General features: G+C 58.3%; 21 protein-coding genes. 6 read left to right on the top strand and 15 right to left on the bottom strand.

The annotated features are described in order from the left end of the window. Positions 1–13 precede the first annotated feature (13 nt). Both Poly24_RS05655 and Poly24_RS05660 read left to right on the top strand, forming a co-directional pair. Positions 14–196 (top strand): CPXCG motif-containing cysteine-rich protein, encoded by a 183-nt coding sequence (locus Poly24_RS05655; RefSeq protein WP_145091707.1) that lies wholly within the window; start codon positions 14–16, stop codon positions 194–196. A gap of 146 nt (positions 197–342) precedes the next feature. Continuing rightward, positions 343–921, top strand: coding sequence for a hypothetical protein (locus Poly24_RS05660; protein ID WP_145091710.1), 579 nt, complete (start codon positions 343–345; stop codon positions 919–921). Between the two features lie 28 nt (positions 922–949). Here the strand turns inward: Poly24_RS05660 and Poly24_RS05665 are convergent, their stop codons facing one another. Beyond that, on the bottom strand, positions 950–1,915 hold the full coding sequence (locus tag Poly24_RS05665) for a Gfo/Idh/MocA family protein (RefSeq protein ID WP_231753481.1): 966 nt from the start codon (positions 1,913–1,915) through the stop codon (positions 950–952). A gap of 137 nt (positions 1,916–2,052) precedes the next feature. Between Poly24_RS05665 and Poly24_RS05670 the strand changes: the two genes are divergently transcribed. Beyond that, entirely contained in the window at positions 2,053–2,274 is a 222-nt protein-coding gene (locus tag Poly24_RS05670) for a SlyX family protein (RefSeq protein ID WP_197452352.1), read from the top strand. 25 nt (positions 2,275–2,299) lie between these two features. On the opposite strand, the gene Poly24_RS05675 is transcribed toward Poly24_RS05670, so the two are convergent. From Poly24_RS05675 to Poly24_RS05685, 3 genes are all read right to left on the bottom strand, one after another. Beyond that, a complete protein-coding gene (locus Poly24_RS05675) occupies positions 2,300–2,632 on the bottom strand; it encodes a rod-binding protein (protein ID WP_145091715.1) in 333 nt (110 codons plus the stop codon). Next, positions 2,629–3,711, bottom strand: coding sequence for a flagellar basal body P-ring protein FlgI (locus tag Poly24_RS05680; protein ID WP_231753482.1), 1,083 nt, complete (start codon positions 3,709–3,711; stop codon positions 2,629–2,631). The genes Poly24_RS05675 and Poly24_RS05680 overlap by 4 nt, the downstream gene beginning before the upstream one ends. A gap of 246 nt (positions 3,712–3,957) precedes the next feature. Continuing rightward, positions 3,958–5,814, bottom strand: coding sequence for a transketolase (locus Poly24_RS05685; protein ID WP_145091722.1), 1,857 nt, complete (start codon positions 5,812–5,814; stop codon positions 3,958–3,960). A 237-nt stretch (positions 5,815–6,051) separates the two neighbouring features. Here Poly24_RS05685 and Poly24_RS05690 point away from each other — a divergent pair, with 237 nt between their 5' ends. Then, complete coding sequence (locus tag Poly24_RS05690; RefSeq protein ID WP_145091725.1) at positions 6,052–6,294, top strand: acetyltransferase; 243 nt, start codon at positions 6,052–6,054, stop codon at positions 6,292–6,294. Positions 6,295–6,306: 12 nt separating this feature from the next. Here the strand turns inward: Poly24_RS05690 and Poly24_RS05695 are convergent, their stop codons facing one another. From Poly24_RS05695 to Poly24_RS05720, 6 genes are all read right to left on the bottom strand, one after another. Further along, entirely contained in the window at positions 6,307–7,590 is a 1,284-nt protein-coding gene (locus tag Poly24_RS05695) for a transaldolase family protein (protein ID WP_145091727.1), read from the bottom strand. A 399-nt stretch (positions 7,591–7,989) separates the two neighbouring features. Then, the gene (locus Poly24_RS05700; RefSeq protein WP_145091729.1) at positions 7,990–8,634 is read right to left on the bottom strand and encodes an exopolysaccharide biosynthesis protein; all 645 of its coding nucleotides are present in this window, start codon (positions 8,632–8,634) and stop codon (positions 7,990–7,992) included. A 552-nt stretch (positions 8,635–9,186) separates the two neighbouring features. After that, the gene (locus Poly24_RS05705; RefSeq protein ID WP_145091731.1) at positions 9,187–9,981 is read right to left on the bottom strand and encodes a flagellar basal body L-ring protein FlgH; all 795 of its coding nucleotides are present in this window, start codon (positions 9,979–9,981) and stop codon (positions 9,187–9,189) included. Between the two features lie 61 nt (positions 9,982–10,042). Then, a complete protein-coding gene (flgA, locus tag Poly24_RS05710; RefSeq protein WP_145091733.1) occupies positions 10,043–11,137 on the bottom strand; it encodes a flagellar basal body P-ring formation chaperone FlgA in 1,095 nt (364 codons plus the stop codon). Between the two features lie 29 nt (positions 11,138–11,166). Further along, the gene (gene flgG, locus Poly24_RS05715; RefSeq protein ID WP_145091735.1) at positions 11,167–11,973 is read right to left on the bottom strand and encodes a flagellar basal-body rod protein FlgG; all 807 of its coding nucleotides are present in this window, start codon (positions 11,971–11,973) and stop codon (positions 11,167–11,169) included. A 12-nt stretch (positions 11,974–11,985) separates the two neighbouring features. Beyond that, on the bottom strand, positions 11,986–12,738 hold the full coding sequence (locus Poly24_RS05720; protein WP_145091737.1) for a flagellar hook-basal body protein: 753 nt from the start codon (positions 12,736–12,738) through the stop codon (positions 11,986–11,988). 286 nt (positions 12,739–13,024) lie between these two features. Between Poly24_RS05720 and Poly24_RS05725 the strand changes: the two genes are divergently transcribed. Next, on the top strand, positions 13,025–14,938 hold the full coding sequence (locus Poly24_RS05725) for a sulfatase family protein (RefSeq protein WP_197452353.1): 1,914 nt from the start codon (positions 13,025–13,027) through the stop codon (positions 14,936–14,938). Positions 14,939–14,947: 9 nt separating this feature from the next. Here the strand turns inward: Poly24_RS05725 and Poly24_RS05730 are convergent, their stop codons facing one another. From Poly24_RS05730 to Poly24_RS05750, 5 genes are all read right to left on the bottom strand, one after another. Beyond that, positions 14,948–16,039, bottom strand: a complete 1,092-nt coding sequence (locus tag Poly24_RS05730) for a ferrochelatase (protein WP_231753483.1) — start codon at positions 16,037–16,039, stop codon at positions 14,948–14,950. A 194-nt stretch (positions 16,040–16,233) separates the two neighbouring features. Further along, entirely contained in the window at positions 16,234–17,580 is a 1,347-nt protein-coding gene (mgtE, locus tag Poly24_RS05735) for a magnesium transporter (protein WP_145091743.1), read from the bottom strand. Positions 17,581–17,708: 128 nt separating this feature from the next. After that, positions 17,709–19,403, bottom strand: a complete 1,695-nt coding sequence (locus tag Poly24_RS05740; protein ID WP_145091746.1) for an ABC1 kinase family protein — start codon at positions 19,401–19,403, stop codon at positions 17,709–17,711. A 63-nt stretch (positions 19,404–19,466) separates the two neighbouring features. Then, positions 19,467–19,769, bottom strand: coding sequence for a hypothetical protein (locus tag Poly24_RS05745; protein WP_145091749.1), 303 nt, complete (start codon positions 19,767–19,769; stop codon positions 19,467–19,469). 185 nt (positions 19,770–19,954) lie between these two features. Beyond that, positions 19,955–21,031, bottom strand: a complete 1,077-nt coding sequence (locus tag Poly24_RS05750; protein WP_145091752.1) for a mannose-1-phosphate guanylyltransferase — start codon at positions 21,029–21,031, stop codon at positions 19,955–19,957. Between the two features lie 366 nt (positions 21,032–21,397). Between Poly24_RS05750 and Poly24_RS05755 the strand changes: the two genes are divergently transcribed. Continuing rightward, positions 21,398–22,483: an FHA domain-containing protein gene (locus Poly24_RS05755; protein WP_145091756.1), complete on the top strand. Its 1,086-nt coding sequence runs from the start codon at positions 21,398–21,400 to the stop codon at positions 22,481–22,483. Positions 22,484–22,558 lie beyond the last annotated feature (75 nt).

A 22,558-nucleotide genomic window follows, 5' to 3' on the forward strand; every position in this document is an offset into this window, starting at 1 on the left:
AAGGGTTCCTGCGATGCAAGACGAAGCAAAATATATCTGCGATGGCTGTGGCGAAGAGATTGTTATCCCGATCGATCTCTCGGCGGGCGTCAGCCAAGACTATGTCGAAGACTGTCCAGTCTGCTGCCGTCCCAACGTGATCCACGTCGACATCGACGCCGATGGAATGGCCAACGTCTGGACCGAACGCGAATAATATCCAGGTAGGCCGGTGGATCGGCTGTGCGGCCTGCCGGTTTGCTTGCATCGACCGATCTCTGGCGAACAATCCGCCAGCGGCTGCGTATTAACACGGTTCCCTGCGATCTTCCTAACGGAGTGACAATGTTTCCCATGACGTCGATGAAATCAAACGCCCCCAACCATTCGAAGACTGTCGCCCGAGGGGGCTTTCGGCAAATCGGTTGCCTGTTGGCGCTGAGCCTTGTTCTGGCAGGCTGCGACGCGGCGTCGGACGCCGGTTCCGCGGCCACTCCCGCTGTCGACAGCGAGTTCCTGTTGGCGGAAGTTCCCGCCGATGCGGTCAGCATCTCCGACGCCAAACAGGGGTTGGAAGCGGGAGGGCCGGTGACGGTCATCGCGCGGATTACCGCCGGCGAGCACGATCCGTTTGAGGCGGGTAAGGCGATGTTTTTGATGAAGAGCGATACGACGACGACGTTGGACGCCGACGCAGCGGCGGCTCACGACGGCCCCGGTCACAACCCCGATACCTGTCCGTTCTGCAAGCAAAAGAACAATCCAACCGATTCGGTGGCGATCGTTCGGTTCCTCGATGAAGAGGGGAAGATCCTGCCGCAAGATGCACGAAAAATGTTGGGCGTCAAGAAAGACCAAGTTGTGGTCGTTCAAGGGACCGGGTCGGTCGATCCGCTGGGACATCTGATGATCGACGCTAGCGGACTGTTCATCGTTCGCTAACCGATGTCGTCCGCTAACCGACGGAGGTTCAGCTAGCGATCCCATCGGCAATGGTTTGCAGGATCTGTTGGGTATCGAGCGCCTGCTGATTCATCGCCGTGGCCGCGGTGGCATTGCTGACCAGATCGGCAAAAGTGGCCAGCATCCGGGCTTCTTGGTTTCCGTCAAAGGTTTCGCTTTTAACGCTCCCAGCCCGGTCGTGGATCCAGAATCTTGCCGGCTTCGAAGGCCACGGTCGGGTGAAGTCGTCGCAGACGATCGACGCCTGGTCGCCAGCGATTTCGAACCACTTCCGCGTCGCGGTGTCATAGGCACAGTTCACCGTGGCGGTCAGGTCGTCACCAAAGTCCAGCAGGCTGCTGGTGCGAAACCAGATGTCCCGGTCCTGCCGACCGATCGATTGGATTGCGACCGGCAGTCGCCCTGCCGCCCACCGCGCCATCCCGTACGCATACCAACCGAGATCCAACAGGCAACCGCCACCCAGTTCAGGTTTCAGTCGATGGTCGTCCGATTGAAACGGTTCAAAAAACGAACAAGCGACGCTGATATGCTGCACTCGTCCCAGTTCGCCGGCGTCGATCACTTGTCGGATTCGATCGGTCCGCAGATGATGCAGCCAAGCGGTTGCGTCGAGCCATTGCCGGCCGCGATCGCGACACCGCTGGTCGATCGCTTGAGCTTCGGCAAGCGTCATCGCCACGGGTTTTTCGACGATCAAATGCTTGCCCGCGTCGGCGGCGGCCAAGGCCCAGTCGTGGTGCAGCGATGGGGGCAACGGGATGTAGACCGCGTCGATACGGTCGCTGGCGAGCATTGCATCGTAGCTGTCGAAGGCTTGAGCGATCCCGTATTGATCGGCATACCAACGGGCGCGAGCCGGATCCCGACTGGCGATCCCCACGACTTGAATCGCGTCGACCGATTGCATATCGGCGACGATCCGCCGCGCGATCCGCGCCGTTCCCAAAACTCCAAAACGTAAAGCGTTCAAGCAAAATATCCGATCCACAAACCAAAGGGTTTGCGCAAGTAAAGCGACAAACAAAAAAGGGGCTACCCGATCGTGTCGCGGCACCCGGCCTGGCAGCCAATTCAATGATCGGTCATCATAAAAGCCAAGGAGCCCTCATGAACCCGTCTGAATCGATGCAACAACAGATCAATAAGCTACAGGAAACCGTCGCGTTCCAGCAACGAACGATCGACCATTTTCACGAAGCCTTATTGGAGATCCGTCGCGAATTGGACAATGCGACGCGGCAGCTTGAGCAGCAGAAAGGACGCGTTCACTGGCTCTCGGAGAACATCGCTGGCGACAACCTGCCTCACGAGAAACCGCCGCACTATTGATGTTTGGCAGCCGCTGGCGGCAACGCTATCCGCGGCGGGAGAGTTGGAACAGTTCGAACATCGGGTCGGCGATCTGCGAAGCGGACGAATCGCTGATTTCGTCGACCATCACCTGATCCAACTGCTGTTGGAAGATCTCTTCTGCCTGGCCGCCGTGAAAGTAGGCGGCTTTGTCGTGCGTCTTGTGCATCGACGACATCAGTTCGCCAAACAGCGTCTTGCCGACGAAGTCGCGAAACAGCGTCTGCATTTCATCGGCTGGCGCCGCTTGCAACGCATTGCCCGATTGCTGCAGATTCGACTTCGAATGCGCCGCCGCTTGGTTGGTAAGCGATTGATTATGAATTCCGCTGATCATTGGAAGATCACATCTCCGTAAAGGTCGCCTTTGGTTTTCAAGGCTTTGATAATTGCAATCAGATCGTCCGTGGGAACTTCCAACGCGTTGAGCGCATCGGCCAGATTCTTCAGCTTGGCGTTTTCTGCTTTGGGGGCCGCCGCGTCGACAGGCACAAACCCTGGCCGCGCACCCGCTTCGATTCGCAGGTTGCGATGCGTGATCAGCACCGGAGCGATCCGCACCTCTTCGCCAATCACGACCACGCCTTCGCGTTCGTTGATGACGACGCGGGTGTCATTGTTGGGCAGCGCGACACGGAGCCCTAACAATAGCGAGATGAACGAGATCGGATTGTTTCGATAGACCGGCGGTATGTCGACTTCGATATGCAGTTGATCGATCGCGCGAGCGACAGGGACGCGAGCCGATGGATCGATACCGGCCGATTCGCCGGTCAGTGGTTGTTCGCCTTGGCTGTTGATTGCATCTTCGATCCATTGCACGGTGTCGAAGTCGGCAAAGTCGCGATCCAGGACCAATGTCAGCCTGCCGTTTTCATGAAACGGCGCCAGCAGCGAGCGCTCCATTTTCGCTCCCTGATGAACCATTGCCGAGGTGGGCGTATCTGGGTTTGAAATCCGCAGCGGTCCTTCGGCCATCGCGTAGACGATCGGTTGATCGGCTCGCGGGCCCAACAGCGGCGCGAGCATGAGCGTTCCGCCAGCGAGACTCTTGGCTCCGATCGCGTTGACGGTACAGTCGAGTCGATCGCCCTGCTGGGCTCCCACTTCGGGCACCCGTGCGGTGACAAAGACCAGTGCCACGTTCCCGGCTTGTTCAACATCGTCCAACATCATCTGGCCGCGCGGATCGGTCGAGATCTGGCCGCCCATCAATTGGATCATGCGAGCCAAAGCTTTAGCGGTCGGTTTGGCATCCGGATCGCCAGTCCCCTTGAGGCCAACCACCAGCCCAAGTCCCTGAACCGTCGTGATCTCTTGCCCCTTGATGCGGCAGATATCACGCAGCTTCAGTTCTTCGGCCGACACCGATGCAGCAAGCATCGACGGCACCAAAAACAACAGGATTGATCGCATCAGAAGATTCATGACTTCGGTGATACGATAATTGCGACACGTGTTGCAATAGTCGTTACCCTGTACCGGCTAACGCGAGGAAATGCAGTGGAAAAGGAGCCCCGCTCGGACAGCGAATGATTCCTTCGGAGCTTTGGGATTCCTCACGTCACGATTTGCTAGCACTTAGTTCTCCGCGAGTATCGTCGCAAACGATGAAGCCGCGGAGGGTCGGCAAGTACGACGGGACGCCTGTCCGACGTGGGTTCAGTTCAGATCCGCAACGGCTTTGACAGCGGCGACGATCTTCTGGGCTGAAAGCCCCTGGTCGTCTAGCAGACGCTCGCTGGAACCGCTGAGCGGTCGTTTCCGAACGGCGAGCGACCGAACCGGTGTTGGATGATCGGCAAGACTCGTCAATACGGCTTCTCCGATGCCCCCTTCGGGAACGTGGTCTTCGATCGTGAAGATCATTTCGGTCGCGTCGGCCGCGGCGCGAATCGTTGCGTGGTCGAGCGGCTTGATCGAATAGAGATCGATCACGCGCGCGGCGATCCCTTCGTTTTGAAGGATCGAGTGCGCCGCAAGCGCTTCGTGCAGCGTGATCCCCGCAGCGACCAACGTATAGCGGTCGCGGTCGCTCCGACGCAGCACTTTGCTACCGCCGATCTCGAACCGTTCGTCGTTATCGTAGATCACGGGGGTCTTGCCTCGAGTGGTTCGCAAATAGGATATGCCCCGATGATTCGCCATCCGTTCGACCAACCGCTGCGTCGCGATCGCGTCGGAGGGATACAGGACGACACACTCCTGAATCGTTCGGAACATCGCGATATCTTCGAGTCCCATCTGCGAGGGCCCGTCGGGACCGATCGAAACACCGCAATGGGAACCGACAAATTTCACGTTGGCCTCGCTGTGCCTCGCCATCCGAATTTGGTCAAACGCCCGCGTCAGAAATGCAGCAAAGGTTGAGACGAAGGGGATCTTCCCTCGCTGTCCCAACCCAACCGCCGCGCCCACCATGTTCTGTTCGGCGATGAACATCTCGAAAAAACGGTCGGGATACGACTCCGCAAAAAACTCTGCTCGCGTCGAATTGCTGACCTCGGCGTCCAATGCGACGATCTCGGGGTACTGAGATGCCAAACGCTTCAGCGCGTCGCCGTAGGCCGTCCGCGTGGCGACCTCATCACCTGCCGGGTACTGTATTGGTTCGGCGTCCGCCGGCAATACGGACAACGGATGACGATCGTTCGGCATGCTCAATTCACCACGAACCTCGGAGGCGGGCTGGCCGAGTTCCTGCAAGGCAGTTTCTAGCTGAGCGTCGTCAATTGCTTTGCCGTGCCATCCACTTTCGTCTTCTAAAAAGGAAACGCCTTTCCCTTTCACCGACCTCGCGATCAACATCGTCGGCTGATTTGTCGAGGCGGCCGCGCGATGGTAGGCCTCCGAAAGTTCGGTGAAGTCATGACCGTCGCGCACGACCACGGTTTGCCAACCAAACGCTTCGATCCGCCGCTTGTACTGCTGCAGGTCGTCGCCGTACATCGTTTCGCCCCGCTGCCCCAGTCGATTGACATCGATCACGCCGACCAGATTGTTCAACTGGTACTCCGCTGCGATTTGGATCGCTTCCCACTGCGACCCCTCCGACATCTCACTGTCACCCAGCAATACAAATGTTCGGTAGTCGAGCTGATCCAGCTTGGCGGCCAATGCCATGCCAACACCCACCGAGAGCCCCTGGCCCAGCGATCCGGTAGCCGCTTCGGTGAACGGGAATCGGGAGGTGGGATGGCCCTCCAGTAGACTGCCGAATTGCCGATAGTTCTCCAAGCGATCGGGGGCAACTTGCCCCGCGGCGCTCCAAAGCGCATAGTACAAGGGAGAAGCGTGTCCCTTCGAAAAGATCAGTCGATCGTTATTGGGAGCGGTTGGATGTTCGACGTCAAAACGAAAGTGAGCGCCGAAGAACAACTCCGCCATCAACTCCACGGCGGAAAGCGACGAGGTCGCGTGCCCCGACCCTGCGTCGGTCGTCATCTGCAGTATCCAGCGGCGCAACTGAGTGGCAATCTGGTGGCGTTTTTCCAAAGCGTTTTCGGTGACCGTTGCCATGGTTTCTCTCCTGTAATACCTGTTGTTGTTTGGTTTGCATCGACGACGCCCCTGCTTGGCACCGGAGGGCGCGATCCGCAGCCGACGTCTTACCATCCGGTCGGCAGCGTCTGGCTGCGTCCGCTTCGCACGATTCGCATCATTCATCCCAACGTTCCAGCAATCACTGTGCCTGGAACGAGGATTGCACCATAGGTCTTCGAGTAAAGTTCCAGTTTTTCACGAAGGAGGCTTCCGATGTTTGTTAAAGAAAAAGCGACGGGCGACTTGGTGCGGATCGATCGAATCGATCAACTCGCCAATCCGCAGGCCAGCGAGGTTTGCGGCTGGCGGCAGGCGGGCGAGGAGGAGCAGGGGGAGACGCAGTTCCTGAAAGCAGGCCTCGTCTTCCCTTCCAACGAACCGTTGCCACAGTGTTGGTGTGATCCGCATTACCAGTGCGCCGACGAAGCAAGGCGTTGCATGCCGACGGGGCGATAACCGCCGCTTAGGTCACGCCAGTTGATCGCGAATCCGCTGATCCAGCTCCGCCTGGGCAGCGGCGAAGGAGGCGAGCCCGGCCAAGGTCATGAGGCTGTCGATCGCAAGACTGCCGTCTCGGATCCCTTCCTGCCAATGTTGGTGAACAGGGACTTTGCCTTGGTCGGCGATGGCTTGCCGTTGTTGTTCCGACATCGTTGGAAACAGATCATCCACCCCATGATCCATTGCCAATTGCTGCAACTGAAGGGGGCTGAGCGAACTTGCCTTGGCCGCGTTTTCGACGAACTGCCGCTCTAGGTCGCTGATCTCCCATAACTTCTCCACGCCGACCAGCGAAGGATCGACTCCTTGGTGCAGCTTGACCTCATAGTGTTGATCCAGCTGAGAACGCCACGGTTCCTCCAGCACGTCTTTGGCCTGAAGGGCGACCTTCGTCGGCATCGTGATCACGTCGACTCCGGCCAGACGCTGCAACTGTTCAGCGTCGCGCAAACTGGCGGCGATCTGTTGCGTTCGCTCGTCTCCATTCCCCGTCTCGCAGGACGCGACAGCCGCTTGGCTAGCCAAGGTCGTCTTTTCGCCAACCCACTCGCCGTCGCCCAGATCATTTTCGGCAATGTATGAATTCAAACGGCCAAGGAAGACATTCACGTACGCGGGCCGCGCGAATGCGGTGGCGACGTAATTTTGACGGGCACTGAAGCCAAGCGTGCAGTTCACCCGAATCCCTTCGTCGCTCAATTGCTTGATGGCCACGAGTCCGGCGGGCGTCAACGGAACTTTGACAAGGAAATATTCCGGACAAAGCTCATGGCACCGGCGCGCGTAGGCGAGCGTCGCTTCCACGTCATTGGCGACATCGGTGTGCAATTCGACACTCACACGGCATCGAAATCTTTCGACCAGTTTCAACGCATGGCGTAGGTTCAGGATAAACGCGATCTCGCGCACCCGAGCACTCTCGGAAATGCCGGGAAGCAATTTCGCAGCTTCGGGAATGAAATGATCGTAGGTGCCATTTTGCACCTCCGCGTTCAACAATGAATTGTTGGTCGTCAGACCGCTGAACTGGGAATTCCAGAGGTCGCCGATCGCTTCCAGATCACCACTATCGAGCCACAATTGCGTGTTGGTCGGATTGGTCCGCTGCCAGAACGGATCCTCGGTCGTCTCGGGCGCCGGACCGCGCCAACGGATATCGCGTCGAATGGACTCCGCGATTTGCTTCGATTGTTCCGTGTGGGGAAGGATGGTTTCGGTGATCGCTCCCTCGCGATCTGTCTTGGTGGTCATACAGGCGCTACCTTTCCGGTTTGACTAAGGACGAACCGTGCCTTCCGCTCCGCAACTCGCGCTTTCAGTGGCAGGCACGCATTGGATTCAACGACCTCAGACAGGCTCTGCAAAACATGCACCTTTACGCGGCGCTTGTCAGAAAAAGGAACCAGGTCAGCGAGAGGCATCGAAGTCGCCATGGCACAACCATCCACGCGTTGCGGATCTGCAATCACTGGCTGGTTCGTCTGCGCGCAGGTCGACCGAAGTGGTTGATTTGAGTCCAATCGCTGATCGATGGGCGTCACTGCGAGGAAGGCCGACGACACGAGGTGTGATGCCTTCATCGAAACACAAGCGGCGATCGCGATCGCTCCATTGAACGCGAACTCTCCTTCAATGCGGCGCTTGTTCGCGCTAGTGCAGCAGGCCCCAAGCGACGATCCCAACGAAGCCGATGGAAAATAACATCGCGAGACCTGCCAGAAGACCATCCTTTGAAAGGATAGCAAGGGAAAATGTGGCGATCGCTGCCCCGGCGACGTTTGCACTCATCGGCACAAACTCCAACAAGGGCGTCGTCAAAGCGATCAGGATGCAGGCCACCGCGATCATCGCCACGCCCACATGGCGCAGCAGCCATGAATAACGCGGCTTGGTCAGGCGATCCAATCGCTTCGCCCAAGGCTTCAGATGATCGATCATTTTGTGGACACGTTGACTACGAATCTCGCGATTTTCCAGCCACTGCGGTACCCAAAGATGGTCTCGCCGAAACAAAATTTGCACGGCGACGAGAATGATCAAGACACCCAACACGACGGGAACACCGGGGATATCGGCCGGGCCGGGTGCTAACATGATCAAACCAATCAACAACAGAATCGGTGCAAACGAATGCTTTCCGACCGCGTCGAGTGCGTTACCAAAAGAAACGGTTTCCTGCCGCTCGGACAGTGTATCGAGACGTTTCAATAACGAGCTCAGCGGTTTCTCGCAAATGCTTTCGCCCGCTTCGCGCTGCGTTTGCTGAGTCGCTGAGCGAAATAAATTCTCACTCATGAATGCCTCCCTCCAAATCCGATGCGTTCATCACTGGGATCCGTTTCGTCCCTCGTGAGGCAGCTATCGATACAGCGTACGCAGCCTAACGCTCGGTCCTCGTCGCCGCTCGACGCAGGGCACCATCGGATGAAAGACCAAGGCAGGCGCACACGCCGTCGCATGGCACGCATATCCTGCCCGTACAGCGCGGTGTCTCACGGTGAATTAGGATCGAATGAAAAAACGAAAAGCTTTGCAGCTCTCGTGCCGAATCCGGCGCACTGACGAAGTTGGAAGTCAATTTATCGGCCCCAGCACTCCGCGATGGAATCGAGCCGGCAAGCGATTCCCCACCCCAGCACCCAATTTGGAGTCGGGCATCGGCATCCCGGTCAACTGCGAGAAGAAGCGTCATCTCGTCGACCAACCAACCGTTGCTTCGCCATCGAAGACAAGGCTCTTCGGAGACACATGCCGCCAAAGAGACGACGCGCGGTAACGTCAGGGACCGGTTGCCGTGAAGAACGGCTCCTTCGATTCATACCGCTGGTAGCTGCGGCCAATGACCGTTTAGAAAGGTTGCAACGTTTCGAACCAACGCGTGAACCAGCCCCGCTTGTATCCGTCTCGCATCCGTCCGCGATCGTTTTTGCGAATTTGCAGATCCAGAAGATCGCGGCTGAGGACGACGTTATCCGGGCCGATGTCCTCGCTGCGACAGGTGCCCGAGAGGAACGTCTCCCAGACATTTTCATTCACATACATCGTCTTGTGCGCTTCGACAACCAAGTTGCCGTTGGGGCGGATGTCAACGACGCGAGCAGCGATATTAAACGACAGCGCCTCGCGACTCTCGATCTCCGAATCGGCACGGTACAAACTGTTGACAGTCCCTTGCAGACGGAGATCGCCTCCTTCGTGCGTATCGGGCTGCAGTTTGCCACCACGGAGATTGATCCAATCTTTCAGCAGCGTGTCGTACAATCCGTTCTTTCGGGTCGAGGCGGATCCCTCGGCTTGCAAGCGGGCGATTTCATCGACACGGATCGTGACGATGTCGTTCATCTGCAGCGTGCGTGTGGGAGGTGGCGGGATGTAGGTCCAACTGGCCGATTGTAATTGCAGGGGGGCATCGTAACGCTGGGTGTATTGGGCACCAGCAGCCTCCGGTGGTGCGGCGGCAGCGGGATCGGCCGTCGCCGCGCCCCGATCGTACGGATTGGCGTTTTGATTTGTCGTCGGCGCGATCTCTTCGCTGCCGATTCCCGATTGAACTTGAGGGAATGGATTTTCCTGAGCTAGCGCCGCGGCAGCGCAACCCAACAGCAAACCGACGAGCCACGTCGATGAGAAGGCTTTGATCATTCGATGATTCCCTGAGGTTTGCTGGTTTATCTTTTGGGGAGTTGTTGTTGCCGGTCGTCGATTAGCGTTTCACTTGCGGGGCGCGGGTGACGATTTCGACTAGCCCAGTGCTGATCACACGGGCCAGCAGTCGCTTGCGGTCTTCGATCGTTTCGATCTGAACCAGGTCCCCTTCGGAACCTTCGCCCAACGCCTTGCCGCCAGTGCGGATCACGATCGCACCACCGACCACCATGACTTCGACCATGTCGTTGCGACGGACCAGGATCGGCGGACCAACGTCACTCTGCTCAATCCAACGACCTGCAGGAACGTTGCGTTTCACTTCCTGACCAATCAACTGACTCATGTCGGTGGCCAATTGATCGCTGCGGACCTTCGAATCGATCACCTTCCATTGCAGCTGGCTGGCGCCGACGATCTGTCCGCGGGAAAGGTTCTGCGTGGCGACGATCGCTCGCGGCAATTGAGTGATCTGCAGATAGACGGGAACCTCCCGCGTTTGCCCCTCCACACTAGCCGTTAAGACAAACCGAGCGACTCCGGCGGTGATCGTGGTGGGTACCGCAACGCGTTGGTAGCTGGTGATGTCTTCGACTTTGTCGATCGGCAGTCGAGCCCATTCGATCTTGTATTCGAAATCGGTTTCGTAGTCCTGCATCGCTTGTTCGACGACCCGCTCGATCAAGCGTTTGCTTTGCGGCTCGATTTCTTTTGGCGCGACTTCGGCCACCGTCGTGACCACCTTCGCGGCGACCTGCACGATGGGATTTGAGCGGACGCTTGTCGATTCGGGTCCAACCCACAGGATGGGCGCGGTGACCAGTTTGGAATGGTTAAGCGCCTCTGCCAATCGGTACCGCATCAGCCGGAGCGGTCGTCCGTCGGTCGGGACCAGACCAACCGTCGACTTGCGCAGCTGTTCCCAGACGTTGTCGGGGATCGAAACGGGTTGCACGACGTCTTCGACACGGACGATCGATGAAGTGACCGAGACGTTTGGCTTCAGCTGAAGTGTCCACGGATCGGACTGCTGTGCGAGTGCGGCGGTGCTGAGCATCCCCAGGCAAACGCCGACAGCGCAGACGATTTGCCAGCTGACGCCAGAACGCCGCTGCGTTGCTGAACTGCGAAATTCGTGGCGTTCGGCAATCATCGTGGATGTGAAAATGATAAATCCCAAGATTAGAAACGACGGAGGTTGGCGATGGTTTGCATCATTTGATCGCCCGCCTGGACGGCTTGCGAATTCAGTTCAAACGCCCGTTGCGTGGTGATTAGGTCGATCAATTCACGGACCGGTTCGACGTTGGAAACCTCGAGATTTCCTTGTCGGATCACCCCCGCGCCATCGCTGCCTGGCGTCGAGAGCTGGTTGGTTCCCGACGCTTCGGTCTCTTGATACAAATTTTCACCGATCTTCAGCAAGCCATCCGGATTGACGAATTGTGCCAATTGAATCTGCCCCTGTTGTTGCAGTTCAACGGTTCCGGGAATCCGCACCGAAACGACTCCGGTGTCGCTGATTTGGATCTGCGTTGCATCTTGAGGGATCGTGATCGGCGGATCGATCAAGCGGCCCGTCTGAGCCGAACCCAGGACTAATTGCCCGTTGGCGTTGACGTCCAGATTGGCCGCGCGGGTGTAGACGGTCGTCTGGCTGCGTGGATCCAGAACCGGCAGGAAGCCGCGGCCTTCGATGCCAAAGTCGAGTTCGCGACCGGTCTGTTCCAGCGTTCCTTGGCTGTGATCGGTCTGCGTACTCATCACGCGCACGCCCAATCCGACCTGCGTTCCGGTGGGGGTTGGTGTTTGGTTGGAATCTTGCACGCCGGGATAGATCTCGTTGCGATACAACAGATCTTCAAAGTTCGCGCGATCGCGTTTGAACCCAGTGGTGTTCACATTCGCCAAATTATTGGCGATCACATCCAACTTGGTTTCCATCGCGTCCATACCGGTCGCGGCGGTGTATAGCGTTTGGACACTCATCTATCGCTCCAATTAACTTTGCAAAATGCGCGAGATCAACGATCCCATCACATGATCTTGGTTCTGAATCATCTTGGTATTGGCTTCGTAGCCACGCGATGCTTCGATCAATTCCATCATCGTGGTGGTCGGGTTGACCGCCGATTGTTCCAACGCACCGTTGGCGACTTCGCGTTCGGTTGGCGCCACCGGCTGAAAGTCAGCTAGTGGCATGTACAGGTTTTCGCCTTGTCGCGAAAGATCGCCGTATCCGTTGGGACGGGCGAGCATCAGGTCGAACGAGGTACCCGATTGGGTGATCCGCCCTCCTGCGGTAACGTCGAAGGGGAGCCGGGGATCGATCTGAATTGGGCGTCCGCCGGTGTCCAATACAGGATCGCCGCCTTGATTGACCAGCGTGCCGGCCGAGTTGAACAAGAAGTTCCCGGCGCGGGTCAGCATCTGTTGATCTTCGTGCTCGACGACGAAGAAGTCCGACGCGTTGTGGATCGCAAAATCGGTGCGAACGCCAGTCTGTTTGATCGGACCCTCGCGGAACTCCGTGCCGGTCGACTGCAGCGTCACGCCGCCGCCGACGTCATCGATCTCTCCGCTGCCAGGATTTTTCATCGATTCTTCGATCGATTCGGCAAAGCGAGCCTGCAACACCGGCGCCTGAGCTTTGTAGCCCGGCGTGTTGACATTGGCCAAGTTATGGCTGACCACTTCCAAACGATGGCTCTGCGCTTTGGCGCCGGCCGCCGACATGTACATTCCGTAGGGCATCGAGCTCTCGCCTCTTCGATCTAACGCCCCCCGGCGTGTATCCTCTCCCCAAAAGCCGCACCGACGGACGTTGCAAAATTTTCATTCCAACGTCGCGGTGACTCCTGGTTAAACTTGTCTCTAATCGATTCGGGAACTCAGTGACAAGAGCAGCTTGGCAAGCTGCCGACCAATCGCCGACGCGGATCCCCGATCGATGCGATTGATAGCGTTCCCAACCCGTTGAGCGGCAATGCTACAATCGCGGTCAGCCCTCTTCAAAACCATTTCCATTGGCGGAAACCTCATGAAATCGCTGCTTCTTCGCGTCCTGACGCTGCTGGTTGCGTTGGCTCCCGCACCCATCCTTTCGCTCGCTAGCGGAGCCGACCAGCCGAACTTTGTCTTCTTGATCTCCGAAGACAATTCGACACACTATCTGAAGTTGTTCGATTCCCGCGGCGCTGCGACTCCAAATATCGAAGCCCTCGCCGCCAACGGGCTGTTGTTCGAAAACGCCTTCTCCAACGCGCCGGTCTGTTCGGTCGCTCGCACGACTTTGATTACAAGTTGTTACGGGCCGCGGATCGGCACGCAATTCCATCGCCGCAGCCAGCCCGCTCCAATGCCCGAGGGGCTGCGGATGTGGCCCGCCTATCTCCGCGATGCCGGCTACTACACGACCAACAACAGCAAAAAAGACTACAACGCGATCGAAGGTCCCGGCGTCTGGGATGCGTCGTCGGGCAAAGCAACTTGGCGCGACCGCAAACCGGGGCAACCGTTCTTCCACAAACAGTCGTTCGGAACGACGCACGAGAGCCGGCTGCATTTTTCGCGTCAGTCGATGGAAGAGAACCCGACGACGACCGATCCTGCGACCGTCTTTGTCGCTCCCTACCATCCCGACACGCCGACCTTCCGCTACACCAACGCCAAGTATCGCGACCTGATGCAGCAGGTCGACGCGGAGCTCGGCAAGGTCGTCGATCGATTGGAAGCGGACGGTCTGTTGGAGGAGACATTTATCTTCTACTTTGGCGATCACGGCGGAGTGTTGCCGCGGGGCAAAGGCTACGCCTACGACAGCGGTTTGCACATCCCGCTGGTCGTGCGGATTCCGGCCAAATACCAACACCTTGTCGACGCCACGCGAGGCAGCCGCAGCGAAGGCTTTGTCAGCTTTATCGACTTCGGCCCGACCCTGCTTCATTTGGCGGCAGTCGACGTGCCACAAGGCGTCGACGGCAAACCGTTCCTTGGGCCTGGGATCTCCGCCGCCGAACTGGCCAGCCGCGACGAAGCGTTTGGATACGCCGACCGATTCGATGAAAAGTGGGACCTCGTGCGGACGCTGCGGAAGGGACGTTACGAATACGTCCGCAGCTTCCAACCGTTTAATTTCGATGGCCTGCAAAACAACTATCGCTACAAATCGCTGGCGTTTCAGGAATGGAGGGATCTGTTTGCGGCGGGCGAGTTGAACGCCGTGCAGGCTCAATTTTTCCAACCTCGCAGCGTCGAAGCGTTATACGACCTGGAGTCCGATCCGCATGAAACGGTCAACTTGGCCGGCGATCCTCGATACGCCGACGTGCTGATGGAATTGCGAACGCAACTGGGGCAACGGATGCGGCAGATGCCCGACCTGAGCCTGTTTCCCGAGAGTGTGCTGATTGACCAAGCGATGGATAATCCCGTGGCTTTTGGCCAGCTGCAGCAGGAACGGATCGCGGCGGCAATGGATGTCGCCGATCTCAGCTTGCAACCTTTCCTGGATGTGGCGCCGGCGATCGCTAAAACGCTCGCCGCAGAGGATGAACTGCTCCGCTACTGGGGCTGCATCGTTTGCAGTTGTCACGGCGAACAGGCGGCCTCGTTGGCGGACGTCCTGCGTCGACTGGCATCTGGGGACGCCAGCCGCTTGGTCCGGGTGAGGGCTGCGGAAAGCTTGAGCCTGATCGCGGGTGAGGATCCGCGGCCGGTGATCATGCAGGCGCTGCGATCGACGACTTCGCCACTCGAAGCGGCGGAGATCCTGAACACGGTCGTGATGCTTCAAGACGGCCCGACGGCTGTCGAGTTCGAGATTACCGCGTCGTCGCTGGCAAGCTTGAAATTGACGGCCAGCGACGATGCGGCGCTGCGGCGGCTGGAGTATCTGGATCCGAACTTCCAGCCGATCGCCAAAAAGAAGCCGCCGCAACGCAAAGCGAAATAGCGGCCCCGATCAACCGCGCGGCCGGCCGGGGCGAGTCGGCGTGTAGGTGCAGCAATCGGCGGGGCAGACATCTTCGCAGGCGGGCAAGTCGCCTGCGGTCGCTCGTCCGTCGCGGCGACCGATCCGCTCTTCCACCAATTCGCGGATCATGCGGACAAAACTGGGATGCGTCCCGACGGTTTTGGCGCGTTGCATCTCGATCCCCAGCGACTTGCAAAGGCTAGCCGCTTCGTCGTCCAAGTCGTAGATGACTTCCATGTGATCCGATGTGAATCCGATCGGCAAGATCACCAAACGATCGAGCGATCCGCCGTCGGCAGCGGCTTGCTGATGCAAGGCTTCGATCCGGTCGCAGATATCGGGCTCCAACCATGGAACCTGCGGCGGGCCGCTGCGACTTTGATAACACAGCTCCCAATTAGCCGATCCGGTCTGTTGGGCGACCAAGCGTGAGGCCTCGGTCAACTGCTGCACATAGCGGCAGTTTTCAGCCATCGAAATCGGGATGCTGTGGGCGGTGAACAGGACCGGCACCTCGCCGCGAACCGCTTCGGGGAAAGCGGCCAAAGCGTCGTTCAAGCGACTGGCAACCGCTTCGATAAAGCTGGGGTGATTAAATCCCAACCGCAGCCGAACGATCGTCGGTGCGTTGGGACCGATCTGCTTTTGGGCGTCGGCGATGTTTTCGCGGTACTGGCGGCATCCGCTGTAACAGCTGAACATGCTGGTGAAAAAAGCGATTCCGTTTTTCTTGCCATCGTCGCGCATACTCATCAACGCGTCGGCGATCGTCGGTTCCCAGTTGCGGTTGCCCCAGTAGATCGGCAGCTGTACGTCAGCGCGACGCAATTCGTGATGGACCGCGTTCAACAGTTCGCGATTCTGATCGTTGATTGGACTCTTGCCGCCAAACTTTTTGTAATGCTCGGCCACTTCAAGCATCCGCTCATGCGGAACGTTTTTGCCGCGCAGCACGTTCTCCAAGAAGGGGACGACGTCCTCGAGCCCCTCGGGACCACCGAAGGAGATCAACAAAAAGGCGTCGAGACTCTCAGGGGCCGGAGCCGTTGCATCGGTCAATTCGGTAGCGGTTACTGGCACGTCGTGGAACAACTATGAGGGGGTGGGAGAGGAAGGGTGTTTACGGGACGACCTCACGGTTAACCGCGAAGAGCACGCACTGCGCAACATCATTCTATTATGCAGTCGAATCGGCTGTCGCACCAACCGACAAGTTCGTCGAAGTTCAATTTCGACGAAGTTCAAGCCGATGGTTCTCATCCGCCCCAACGACGCTACACAAGCAACAGGCTGGCCAATCCGAGGACCAAGAAGAAGCCGCACATATCGGTGATCGTCGTCAACAACGGGCCCGATGCGATCGCCGGATCAACACCAGCTCGCTTCAAAATTAATGGGACGACGCCGCCAAACGAGACGGCGATCATCGTGTTCATGCAGAGCGCGAATCCGACGACAAAGCCGAGCATCACGTCCCCTTTCCAAAGCATCGCCGCGGTGGCGATCAGCAATCCGAGCGTGAAGCCGTTGAGGATACCGACCGAAATCTCTTTGAACCAAACGCGGAGGGCTTCGTTCGGTTTGACCAAGCCGAGGGAGAGCTCTCGCATGCTCACAGCGACCGCTTGATTCCCGCTGCATCCGCTCATGTCGGAGATGATCGGCAGGAAGACCGCCAGGGCGATCACCGATTCGAGCGTGTCCTGGAAGAAGGCGATCACGCTTGCCGCCATGATGTTCAGCAAGATGTTGACGCTCAGCCATGAAAGCCGCCGTTTGCTGCGATCCAGCAGCGGCAGGCTCCGTACCTCTTCACCGCCAACGATACCTTGGCTCTTCAAATAGTCGCTGCGTTGTTGTTCGCTGCGAGCATATTCGACAGCGGCTCGCTGCACGACGCCCAACAAATCGCCTTGGGCATCGATCACCGGAACGCCTAGAAAGGCGTGCGATTCGAGCAGATCTTCGACATCGTCCAACGACATCGTATCGAGGACCGAGATCGGGTTGGCGACCATGATGTCGCGAAGCGGAGTGGCGCGTTTGGAGAGGAGCAGGTCGCGCAGCGGCAGCACGCCCACCAACCGCTCGCCATCGCAGACAAACGAATATTGAATGTCGTAATGCCGGTATTCATCCGCGTTTTCGGCGAGATCCTCGATCACATCGCGGACCGTTTGGTCGGCTTGAAAGCTGACGTATTCGGTGATCATCAGACCGCCGGCGGTGTCCGATGCGTATTGCATCAATGTCCGCGCATCGGCCGCCTCTTCGGGGGTCATCTGATCGATGATCTCCGCGGCGTTGGCTTCGGACAGTTCGGCGATCAGGTCGGCGCGGTGATCGCTGGTCACCTCGTCGAGAATCAATGCGGCGATGTTGGTCGGCAGATGGTCGATGATCTCGACAGCACTCGCTTCGACCACGTGCTCCATCAAATTGGCGGCGAGTTCGGGCGACAGACTGGCAACCGCTTCGACTTGCGAATCGTGAGATAACCGATCCAATGCAACCACCGCATCGGCCATCTCGCCCGTCGCGACAAGGTTCGCGATTTCGGCGATACCGGCATTTTCTGGGGCTTCGTCTTCCGTTACGGGGTCGAGCTGCAAATTTTCCATGGTGTTTGCTTCCAAGCCGGTTCGACGAGCCGAATTTCAAGTGTGCACACAGTCACTGAATCGGTACAAAGCACGTTCTCAGAAAAACGCCGAGGGTGCAAGGACACGTGCCCACGAAGCTGGGGCGATCAGTCCGATTCGCGATCGTCCAAGTGCCCCGTGCGACCGATCGCTCGGATCAACCGCATCATTACCAACAAGCTGATCGAGATCCCAATCAGTCCGACGAGACTGATATTGTGTAATCCGAACCGCCACGGTTCGGTGAACAGCAGCGGTGGCACTTCGCGGCTGAGCAACAGCGATGAACCGAGAAAGAGGGCACTGGCCAACATGCCCAACACCAATCGATTCACCGGCGGTCCCAGCCGACGATGCTGCAGATTGACTTTCAGGTGCCCCTGGCGAATCTGTTCGAGCATCGTGACCAATTGGTCCGGCACGACCTCGAGAAAGTTCTCCGCTTCCATGTAGATCCGCCGCGCTTGACGCAGCCGCCGCCGCGGCGAAAGCCGCCGCATCATCGCCCGACGCAGAAAACCGCGCATGATCTCTAAGGTGCTGAAGCGGGCATCGAGTTCACGCAACGTCCCTTCCAGCGAGATCAGCATCTTCAACAGCAGCGCCGATTGATGCGGCAGCTTGATCGAATGCCGATGCAAGATCTCCGACAAATCGTTAAGCGCCCCGGTGAGATCGAAACGATCGAGGTCTTGAGGCCCGTAGGTCGACAGATATTCGGCGACATCGATCGACAGCGCCGCCTCGTCGATGTCCTCTCGCGCCTTGCCGACGCGTTTGATCAGCCGCGTTAGCTGCATCTGATCGCTAGCGGAGATCGCATACAGCATCTCTTCGATCGTCTCACGCAAACGGTCATCGATCCGGCCGACCATTCCGAAATCGAGGATTCCCAGTTCATCGCTGCCGATCGCCAACAGATTTCCCGGATGCGGATCGGCGTGAAACGTGCCGTGGACAAACAGCATCTGCATGTAGCACTGGGCGATCCGTTGGGTCAGCTGCTCGCGGTCGCATGCGGGTGTCGGTTGGTCCGAAAATTTTGTCAGCGAGACGCCATCGATCCACTGCATCACCAGCACCCGATGAGTCGACAAGGCGTCGAAGGTCTTGGGGACATGGACCTTCGGATCGTTCGCCAAGAAGCCACCGAACAGCCGCATATTTTGCAGTTCGCGTTCGAAATCGAGTTCGCGACGCAACATCGGCCCCATTTGAGCGACCATTTCGGCCGGCCCCCAGGCCGCCAGCGAGCTGACGCGTTGAGCCAGTTGGGCGAACCCCGACAGCACATCCAGGTCGCGAAGGATCGTACTTTCGATCCCCTTGCGCTGGACTTTGACCGCCACATCGGTCCCGTCGATCAAGCGACCGCGATGGACCTGACCGATCGACGCGACGGCGGTTGGGACGGGATCGAATTCGGCAAAGTGGAGTTCGAACTGTTCGCCCAACTCGGAGCGCATCGTCGCTTCAACAATTTCCGGCGGATCGGGAGGGACGCTGGCGTGCAACTGACGCAGCTCGGTCGCCAACGCGGGGCCGACGAGATCGGGGCGGGCGCTCAGAATCTGTCCCAGCTTGATAAACGTGGGGCCCAGTTCGGTCAGCGCCAAGCGGATCCGGACTTCGCGGGAGTGCTGAGACAGCGGCGTCCCTTGCGGATCCTTCAAGATATCGCTGAATGGCGTCTTTGGAAAATGACTCAGCCAACCAGCCAAGCCATAACGATTCAGGACGCCAAGAATTTCCTGGCATCGACGCAAATTGCGATACAGTTGTGGAATCGATGTGATCTTCATGCATATCCAACGGAAGCGAGAGCCTCCATTGTAATCCGCATCAGATCACTTGCTGCGGAAGGTCTACTCTTCGACGATCTCTTCTTTGACCTTCTGGACAAAGTGAGGGCTTTTGCCCCCTTTGCCGAGTTCTTTGCAGCGTTTCTCCGCTTCTTCCTTCTGGTCGAATTCGAAGACAGCAACCCGCTTGAGGCTCTGGCTGAAGACGCCCCAATACAGCTTCATGCGAGCTTCGACGGCAACCTTTTTCTTCGTCTTGCGTTTCGCTTTGGCCTTTTTCTTGACGGGAGCTTCGGCTTCCTTTGCTTCGAAAGCATCCGCTTCGTCGCGAGCGCGTTTTAGGTTAGAACCGCGTGACTTGGCCATTGGCGATTAGCAGGGGTTGGAGTGAAGATGTAGAAATTTGGGCGTTGTTCCGACCCGAAGTATGCTAACGCATTGGGAATCTGTTGGCTAGTGCGTCAGACCCGCGAAAAACAATGCCTCGAGCCACCATGGGCCCTGGTTCGGCCCGTGGTTCGACAATTTGTCCGCCGCTCCGCAGCAAGCCGTTAAAGCAGTTCGTCGAGCCCTTGTTCCGTCAGCTGTCGAACGACTTCACGAACGCGTTCTTCAGCCGCTTTGGGAGCAACCAAAGTCGCGTCTTTGGTTTGCACGACGATCATATCTTCGACGCCGATCGTGACGATCGTGTGTCCCCCTTCGCTGCGGATGATCGTTCCGCTGGTATCGATCCCCAGATGCTTGCCAAGCACGGTGTTGCCATCGGCATCGCTGGGGTTCATCCGCGCCAGCGATTGCCAGCTGCCGACATCGTCCCAGCTGAATGGGGCTTCGATCACGACGATCGGTTCGTGTTTCTCCATCACAGCGAAATCGATCGAGATCCCCTCGATCGCGGTGAACCGCTCCTGCAGAACTTGCGGGAATTGGTCGGTTCCGATCGCGTCGGAGATCGCCATGATGTGTTCATACATCGCCGGTTGGTGCTGTTTCAGCGCGTCGAGAATCGTCGAAGCACGCCACAGGAAGATCCCGCTGTTCCAATAGAACGATCCCGATGCCAAATACTCTTCGGCGGTGGCGCGATTTGGTTTCTCGCGGAACCGGGCGACGCTGAAGGCGGCTGGCGAATCCGAATCGATCGGCTCGCTACGTTCGATGTATCCAAACGACTCGGCGGGATAGCTGGGCGTGATCCCAAAGGTCACGATCCGTTGCGGATCCTGCTGGATCAATTCGACGCCGCGACGTAGCGCCCCCTGGAATTGATCGTTGCTTGCGATCACGTGATCGGCGGGAAGCATCGCCATGATCCCATCGGGATCCTGCTTGGCAACCATCGCTGCAGCCAAGCCGACGCAGGGGGCGGTGTCGCGCTTGCACGGTTCGCCGACGATGTTCTGCGACGGCAGGGAGGGCAATTGTTCGCCAATCTTCTCGACGAGAGCCGCGTTGGTGATCACCCGGATCTGATCGGCGGGGACCAAGCCCTCTAAGCGATCGACGGTCGCCTGCATCATCGTGCGATCGCCGACCAACGTCAGCATCTGCTTGGGCATCAACCGACGGCTGGCGGGCCAGAACCGCGTTCCACTGCCACCGGCCATGATGACTGCATGCAACATTTGGAGTCTCTTTTTATGCGTTTGATAGGTTTTCAAGATTGTTGTCGCCAATCGTGCCAGTTGGTTGATCGGAATGCAAGACGAGATACCGAGGCGAACTTTAACAAGAACTTCACAACGGCAGCGGTATGGTCGCCGACCGCAACTGGTGAATAACGCCGCGACCAGCCCCGCAAGCGGAAATGCACGTCGACCGCATCCACGGGAGACGCTGAACCCGTTGAGCGCCCACCAACCCATCGGATACACAGGTCACCTATTAGGGGAAAGGCCGCGATGTCTCCGAACTTTTCCACTTCCATTTTGTTAACCTTGTGATGAATCTCAGTGCCAACCGTCATCGAACCCCTTAGAGCAAACGCCCCCATGCGAACCAGTTTGGTAGTCTCGGCAGGCAAAAAAGCTGCGTTGAGCATCAAGATCAAACCCGGGATCAGCCTGATCGGTCGCAGTCGTCGGTGCCAAGTTCGGCCCAAGACGCGTTCGGTCAGCCGGCGGCACTGCGCGATCATCTGTAGCGATGAAAAGGTGTGGATTCAGGATCTCGGCAGCCATTTGGGGACCCTTGTTAACGACGTTCGTCTCTCGCCCGACCGTAAACGTCGGCTGCGCGATGGCGATCAGATCTCGCTCGGCAAAGCAAAATTTGCCGTGCAGGTATGTGAGGTGCAGCCGAGCTGGGGACGTGGGGACCCGTCCGAATTCGACGCCAACGATTTGGCAAGCGACTCGGGCGACGATCTCGACGTCGCCACCGCGGACCGGAGCGTCAGTCCCGAACCGTTCGATGAGATGGATCTTGCGGCGCTCCTGGACGAACTGGACGAAGCGGATCGAAAAGAACGGATCGATAAAATTCAGTCCGATCACCGGCGACGCAAAGAAGCCGAGGAGGCGGAGTTGGCGGCGATGCTCTCGGACGACTTTGAATCGTCCGATTCGGACACCGATTCCGAGATTGGAACCAGCGAAGAACCAAACTCCGCGTCGAGCATCGACATGCGTTTCGGCCGACCCAGCAGCGATCAGGCTGCCGCCAAGGGGCTGCGGCAGATCTTGACCGGCGTGATCGAAGAGACCCCCGAGCGCGAGAAGCCGCGGTTGCGATCGCAGCTTGAGGCGGAGCAGCGTGCCGCTCAAGCCGCCGCCGAAGAGGAGGGACTCTTTGGCGACGCCCCCGAAACACCGATGGCGGACCTGTCCCCCGCGGAGCGAAAGAAAAAAGCGAAAGCGGATCGGGCGTTGGCCAAGCGAATCGCCAAAGCAAAACGCAAGCAAGCCCGCGCCGCCCAACCCTCGATGCTGCAACGGCTCGGCAGCCAGGACAACCACTGGTGGACCACGCGTGCGATCATCCTCGCGGTCGTCGTCGGCCTGGGGATTACATCGTATTCGATCTACAGCAATCTGATCCATGACCCGCGCACCGAACACGCTTTGTTCCAAGAATAGAAGCGGCGGTGTGTGAATCAAATCCGCGTTGCACGACACTTCATCCTCCCCCAACCAGTGTTCGGAGAGAATCGA

The organism is Rosistilla carotiformis, from assembly GCF_007753095.1.
Lineage (GTDB): Bacteria > Planctomycetota > Planctomycetia > Pirellulales > Pirellulaceae > Rosistilla > Rosistilla carotiformis.